Source organism: Piscinibacter sp. (genome assembly GCF_050175855.1).
Classification (GTDB): Bacteria; Pseudomonadota; Gammaproteobacteria; order Burkholderiales; family Burkholderiaceae_C; genus Piscinibacter.
On sequence record NZ_JBFXIO010000311.1, the window covers coordinates 1 to 6,258 of the forward strand.

The 6,258-nt window shown below is 70.1% G+C and carries 7 protein-coding genes; 3 read left to right on the top strand and 4 right to left on the bottom strand.

What is annotated here, in order from left to right; translation table 11 throughout:
- The 4 genes from AB7U92_RS19790 to AB7U92_RS19805 form a co-directional block, all read right to left on the bottom strand.
- Positions 1–308, bottom strand: a 308-nt coding sequence (locus AB7U92_RS19790) for a 7-cyano-7-deazaguanine synthase (protein WP_428580944.1), incomplete at its 3' end; no start/stop codon positions are given.
- A 13-nt stretch (positions 309–321) separates the two neighbouring features.
- Positions 322–1,602: a glutamate-5-semialdehyde dehydrogenase gene (locus AB7U92_RS19795; RefSeq protein ID WP_428580947.1), complete on the bottom strand. Its 1,281-nt coding sequence runs from the start codon at positions 1,600–1,602 to the stop codon at positions 322–324.
- Between the two features lie 22 nt (positions 1,603–1,624).
- Positions 1,625–2,602, bottom strand: coding sequence for an AEC family transporter (locus AB7U92_RS19800; RefSeq protein WP_428580950.1), 978 nt, complete (start codon positions 2,600–2,602; stop codon positions 1,625–1,627).
- A gap of 113 nt (positions 2,603–2,715) precedes the next feature.
- Positions 2,716–3,639, bottom strand: a complete 924-nt coding sequence (locus tag AB7U92_RS19805) for a carbohydrate kinase family protein (protein WP_428580953.1) — start codon at positions 3,637–3,639, stop codon at positions 2,716–2,718.
- Positions 3,640–3,788: 149 nt separating this feature from the next.
- On the opposite strand from AB7U92_RS19805, the gene AB7U92_RS19810 reads away from it, so the two are divergent.
- The 3 genes from AB7U92_RS19810 to AB7U92_RS19820 all read left to right on the top strand — a co-directional run.
- Positions 3,789–4,790 (top strand): sugar ABC transporter substrate-binding protein, encoded by a 1,002-nt coding sequence (locus tag AB7U92_RS19810; RefSeq protein ID WP_428580956.1) that lies wholly within the window; start codon positions 3,789–3,791, stop codon positions 4,788–4,790.
- A gap of 26 nt (positions 4,791–4,816) precedes the next feature.
- A complete protein-coding gene (locus AB7U92_RS19815) occupies positions 4,817–5,761 on the top strand; it encodes an ABC transporter permease (RefSeq protein WP_428580959.1) in 945 nt (314 codons plus the stop codon).
- Between the two features lies 1 nt (position 5,762).
- Positions 5,763–6,258, top strand: a 496-nt coding sequence (locus AB7U92_RS19820) for an ATP-binding cassette domain-containing protein (RefSeq protein WP_428580962.1), incomplete at its 3' end; no start/stop codon positions are given.

Below are 6,258 nucleotides of genomic sequence, written 5' to 3' on the forward strand. Positions count from 1 at the left end.
AAGGTGTTGGGCAGGCCGCTGTCGCTCATCTCGATCTCGCGCTGCTGGGTGAGCGCGGTGTCGGAGATCTGGCCGAGCAGCGCCAGGTCGAGCAGGTGATCGTCGCCGAGCCGTTTGCCCCACTTCGGGAACTGCGCGCGGATCTGCTCGCGCACCTTTTGCCGGCACTCGAGCTCGACCTCGTGGCGCTGGCCGTAGTCGAAACCGATGGTCTCGACGACCCGGAAGCGGTTCAGCGCCCAGGCCAGGCAGACGGTGGAGTCCTGCCCGCCGGAGAACAGCACGAGGGCGCGGCGCTCGTCCTTCATGTCGCGGCGTGCGTCAGGTTCGGACTTCGCCCTGGCCGAGCACCACCCACTTCATCGAGGTGAGGCCTTCCAGGCCGACCGGGCCGCGGGCGTGGAACTTGTCGGTGCTGATGCCGATTTCCGCGCCAAGGCCGTACTCGAAGCCGTCGGCGAAGCGCGTGCTGGCGTTGACCATCACACTCGCCGAGTCGACCTCGCGCAGGAAGCGCATCGCGTGAGCGTGGCTGTCGGTGAGGATGGCGTCGGTGTGGTGCGAGCCGTAGCGGTTGATGTGCGCGATCGCCTCGTCGAGCGAGCCGACCACCTTGACGCTGATGATGGGCGCGAGGTATTCCTCGCTCCAGTCGGCCTCGCTGGCGTCGGCGAGCTTGGCGCCGGGCACGCTGGCGAGCACCGCGCGAGCTTTCGGCTCGCAGCGCATCTCCACCCCCTTGGCGGCGAAGATCGCGCCGATGCGCGGCAGGAACGCACCCGCGATGGCCTCGTGCACCAGCAGCGACTCGGCCGCATTGCACGGGCTGTACTTCTGCGTCTTGGCGTTGTCGGTGACCTTCACCGCCAGCTCGATGTCGGCCGTGGCGTCGACGTAGACGTGGCAGTTGCCGTCCAGGTGCTTGATCACCGGCACGCGCGCCTCGCGGCTGATGCGCTCGATCAGCCCCTTGCCGCCGCGCGGGATGATGACGTCGACCGCCTCGGGCGAGGCGATCAGGTGGCCGACGGCGGCGCGGTCGGTGGTCTGCACCAGCTGCACCGCGTCGGGCGGCAAGCCGGCCTCGGCCAGCGAGGCCTGCACGCAGCGCCACAGCGCCAGGTTGGAGTGGATCGCCTCCGAGCCGCCGCGCAGGATGCAGGCGTTGCCGCTCTTGATGGCCAGCGACGCGGCCTCGATGGTCACGTTCGGCCGGCTCTCGTAGATCATGCCGAACACGCCCAGCGGCACGCGCATCTGGCCGACGCTGATGCCGCTCGGGCGGCGGCGCACGTTCGTGATCTCGCCGATCGGGTCGGGCAGGGCGGCGATCTGCTCGCAGCCTTCGGCCACCGTCGCGATCACCTTCTCGGTGAGCTTGAGTCGGTCGACCATCGGCTCGGCCAGACCGGCGTCGCGCGCAGCGGCCAGGTCGTGGTGGTTCGCCTGCTGCAGCTCGGCCACGCCTTCACGCAGGCGTCGCGCCAGGGCGAGCAGCGCGGCGTTCTTGGCCGCCGTGGAGGCGCGCGCCATCTCGGTGGCGGCCGCGCGTGCGGCCACGCCCATGTGGGCGATGGTGGCTTGCAGGTCGGCGGAAGTCATGTGCTCATTATCCGGGAAGCGACTATCCCAGCCACGCCAGGAGGGCCAGCCAGATCGAGGCACTCGCCACGAAGCCGAGCGTCGAGAACACGATCGCCGCGGTGGCTTCGGCCTCCAGCGCCGAGTAGCGCTGCGAGAAGATCAGCGCATTGCTGCCCACCGGCAGCGCCGCCATCATGACCACCACCGCCAGCGGCACTCCGGTGAGGCCGAACCCCCAGCGTGCCGTGGCCAACACCAGGGCCGGCAGCACGAACAGCTTGAGCAGGCTGATCACCACCGCGCCGCGCGCGGCCTCCTTCACGCCGTAGTAGGCCAGCGACATGCCGATCAGCACCAGGCACAGCGGCACCACCGCCTGCGCCAGGGTGGCGAGGATCTCGTCGGCGATCGCCGGCAGCGACAACCCGGCGAGGTTCCAGGCCAGCCCGCCGAGCACCGGCAGCACCACCGGGTGGATGATGGTGTTGCGCATGGTGCGGCCGAGCGTGGCGAAGAGGTGCGCGTTGGAGTGGCCGAGGGTGCGGCGCTCGCGGGCCAGGTCGAGCTCGACCAGTGCGGTGAGCACGGTGAGCAGCGTCAGCGCATGCAGGCTGACCAGCGCCACGTGGATCGAAAGGCCGGCTTCGCCGAACAGCGCCGCCGCGAACGGGATGCCCACCTGCACCGAGTTGCCGAAGGTCGCCGAGATGGCGCGCACGCTGGGCGCCGCGGCGGGCAGGCCGCGTTCTCGGTGGCTGCGCCGCTCCCAGGCGTAGACGAGGAGCAGCAGCACGAGCACCGGCGCGAAGAACGCGATCACCGTACCCCAGGGCATCGCGGCGAGGTCGATGCGTGCCGTGGTGCGGAACAGCAGCGCCGGCACGAAGATGTAGTAGGCGGCGTTGGCGAGCACGCGGGCCGGATCGTTCTCTCCCAGCCAGCGCGCCTTGCCCACCACCCAGCCAAGCGCCACCACCACGAAGATGGCCACCAGCTTGAGGAACACGACGGTCGACATGCGTGCCGTGTATGGGCCTGGGCGTGGTGGTGCGCGCCGCTTGTCCGGCGCCGGGCCGTCCCAAGCCGGACGGCGCCCCTCGGGGGCAGGAGCGCAGCGACTGGGGGGCTCCGTCAGACCTCTGATCGGCGCGGCATGTCCGCGCCGCGGCGCGAACAGGTGATCGCCGCGGCGCGTGCGGCGAAGGCGAGCGCATCCTGCAGTGCCTCGGGCGGCAGAGCGGCCAGTGCGGCGTCCGACAGCGCGTCGCGCTCGGCCAGCCAGGTGAGCAGCGCGGCCTGAAAGGTGTCGCCGGCGCCCACGGCGTCGATCACCGCCACCGGGACCGGCGCCGCCTCGGCCCGTGCCGCGGCCGTCCAGCCGAGCGCGCCCTCGGCGCCGCGCGTCAAGACGACCAGCTTCACGCCCTGCGCCAGCGCGCGCTCCGCGAACTCGGCCGGGGCGAGGCCGGGCCACACCAGGCTCAGGTCTTCGTCGCTGACCTTGAGCAACTGCGTGCGCGGCAGCATCCAGTCGATCTGCGCCCGCCACACCGCCAGGCGCGGCTCCACGTTCAGGCGGATGTTCGGGTCGTAGGCGATCAGCGCGCGACCCTGCATGCGCTCGATCAGCGTGCGCTGCGTCTCGGCCGTGCTGCCGACCACCGTGGCGTAGGAGCCGACGTTGATCGCCTTCACACCGGGCGGCAGCGCGTCGAGCGCGGTGAGGTCGAGCCGCCGGTCGGCGCAGCCCTCGCCGTAGAAGGCATAGGCCGGCACGCCGCGCGCATCCACGCCGATCAGGCTGAGCGTGGTCGGCGCGTCGGAGCGCTGCACGGTAGAGGTGTCCACGCCTTCGGCGTCCAGTGCGCGCATCAGCCGCTCGCCGAGGAAACCGCGCGACAACTGCGACAGGAAGGCCACCGGCTGGCCCAGCCGCGCCAGCCCCACCGCCACGTTGAAAGGCGAGCCGCCGATGCGGGCGTCCATCGCCAGACCGGTGGGCGTCTCGCCGGTGGCGAACACGTCGAACAGCGCCTCGCCGCAGACCAGGAACATCGTCGTCTCCTTCCGATTCCGGGCGCGAGCATCCCGCGGCCGGCGGTCGGGCGCATCCGGGTTTTCCATTAATCAATCAACTTGATTTATTAATTGGCCTCGCCGAGACTGGAGCCATACCGACACCCCACCCGCCGAGGAGACACCCCATGCGCCTGCCCCGTACCGCCCTGACCGCCGCCGCCCTGATCGCCTTCGCCGGCGCGGCCCAGGCCCAATCGCAGCCGATCATCGGCCTGATCACCAAGACCGAGACCAACCCCTTCTTCGTGAAGATGAAGGAGGGCGCGGCCGAGGCGGCCAAGGCCCGGGGCGCCAAGCTGCTGTCCGGCGCGGGCAAGGCCGACGGTGACAACGCGGGCCAGGTCACCGCGATGGAGAACATGATCGCCGCCGGCGCCAAGACCATCCTGATCACGCCGAGCGACTCGAAGGCCATCATCCCGGCCATCCGGAAGGCGCGAGAGAAGGGCGTGCTGGTGATCGCGCTGGACAGCCCGACCGACCCGGCCGACGCCACCGATGCGCTGTTCGCCACCGACAACTACCAGGCCGGAGTCCTGATCGGCCAGTACGCCAAGGCCGCGCTGGGCGGCAAGCCGGCGAAGATCGTCACCCTCGATCTGTTCCCCGGCCACCCGGTCGGCGCGCAGCGCCACAACGGCTTCCTCAAGGGCTTCGGCCTGGCCGCGCCCGATGCCAAGAGCAACGAGCTCGGCAAGGCGCCCGAGGTGGTCTGCATGGCCGACAGCTTCGGCGACCGTGCCAAGGGCCAGACCGCGATGGAGAACTGCCTGCAGAAGGCGCCCGAGGTGAACCTCGTCTACACGATCAACGAGCCCGCGGCGGCCGGCGCCTACAACGCGCTGAAGAAGGCCGGCAAGGAGAAGAACGTGGTCATCGTGTCGGTCGACGGCGGCTGCCAGGGCATCAAGGACGTGGGCGCCGGCGTCATCGCGGCCACCTCGCAGCAGTACCCGCTGAAGATGGCGGCGATGGGCGTGGAGGCCGGCGTCGACTACGCGAAGACCGGCAAGAAGCCCAGCGGCTACACCGACACCGGCGTGACGCTGATCGCGGCCAAGCCGATGCCGGGCGTGGACAGCAAGGACGTCAAGACCGGCACCGAGCTGTGCTGGGGTGGCAAGTAAGAGCCTGCGGCGCAGCGCCAGCCACCATGAAACTGCCGCCCATCGGCCAGCTCGGCCCCTTCATCGCGCTGCTGATCGCCTGTGCGATCTTCGGCGCGACCACCGAGCGCTTCCTCACCGGCGAGAACTTCTCGCTGATCCTGCAGCAGGTGATGGTGGTCGGCGTGATCGCCATCGGCCAGACGCTGATCATCCTGACCGCCGGCATCGACCTGTCGTGCGGCATGGTGATGGCGCTGGGCAGCATCGTGATGACCAAGTTCGCCGCCGACCTCGGGATGCCCGCGCCGCTGGCGATTCTGTGCGGCATCGGCGTGACCGCGCTGTTCGGGCTGGCCAACGGCCTGCTGGTCACGCGCATCAAGCTGCCGCCGTTCATCGTCACGCTCGGCACGCTGAACATCGCCTTCGCGATCACCCAGCTCTACTCGAACGCCCAGACCGTCACCGAGGTTCCGGCGATGATGACCTGGCTGGGCAATACCTTCTCGCTGGCCGGAACCAACGTCGCCTTCGGTACGGTGCTGATGATTCTGCTCTATCTCGGCACTTGGTTCTGGCTGCGCGAGACGGCCGCTGGCCGCCACGTCTACGCGGTGGGCAACAACCCCGAAGCCACCCGGCTGGTCGGCATTCCGACCGACCGCGTGCTGCTCGGCGTGTACGTGCTGGCCGGCGTGTTCTACGGCATCGCCTCGCTGCTGGCGGTCTCGCGCACCGGCGTGGGCGACCCCAACGCCGGCCAGACCGAGAACCTCGATGCGATCACCGCCGTCGTGCTCGGCGGCACCAGCCTGTTCGGCGGGCGGGGCGTGATCCTCGGCACGCTGATCGGCGCGGTGGTCGTCGGCGTTCTGCGCAACGGCCTCACGCTGATGGGCGTGTCGTCGGTGTACCAGGTGCTGATCACCGGCATCCTCGTCATCCTCGCGGTGGCGATCGACCAGCTTTCGCGCAAGGGAGGCCGCTGAGATGAACAGCCCCAAGCTCGTGATGCAGGCCCGCGGCCTGGTCAAGCGCTACGGCCAGGTGACGGCGCTGGACGGCGCCGACTTCGAGCTGCGCGCCGGCGAGATCCTCGCCGTGATCGGCGACAACGGCGCCGGCAAGTCCTCGCTGATCAAGGCGCTGTCCGGCGCCACGGTACCCGATGCGGGCGAGATCCTGCTCGACGGCAAGCCGGTGCAGTTCCGTACGCCGATGGACGCCCGCCGCGCCGGCATCGAATGCTGCTACCAGGACCTGGCCGTCGCGCCGGCCATGACCATCGCCGAGAACCTCTTTCTCGGCCGCGAGCTGCGCCGCGCGGGCTCGGCCGGCAGCGTGCTGCGCATGCTCGACAAAAAGAGGATGCTGGAGATCGCCATCCAGCGCATGGCCGACCTGAAGGTGGGCATCCGCTCGATGACCCAGGCGGTGGAGACCCTCTCCGGCGGCCAGCGCCAGTGCGTGGCGGTGGCGCGCGCCG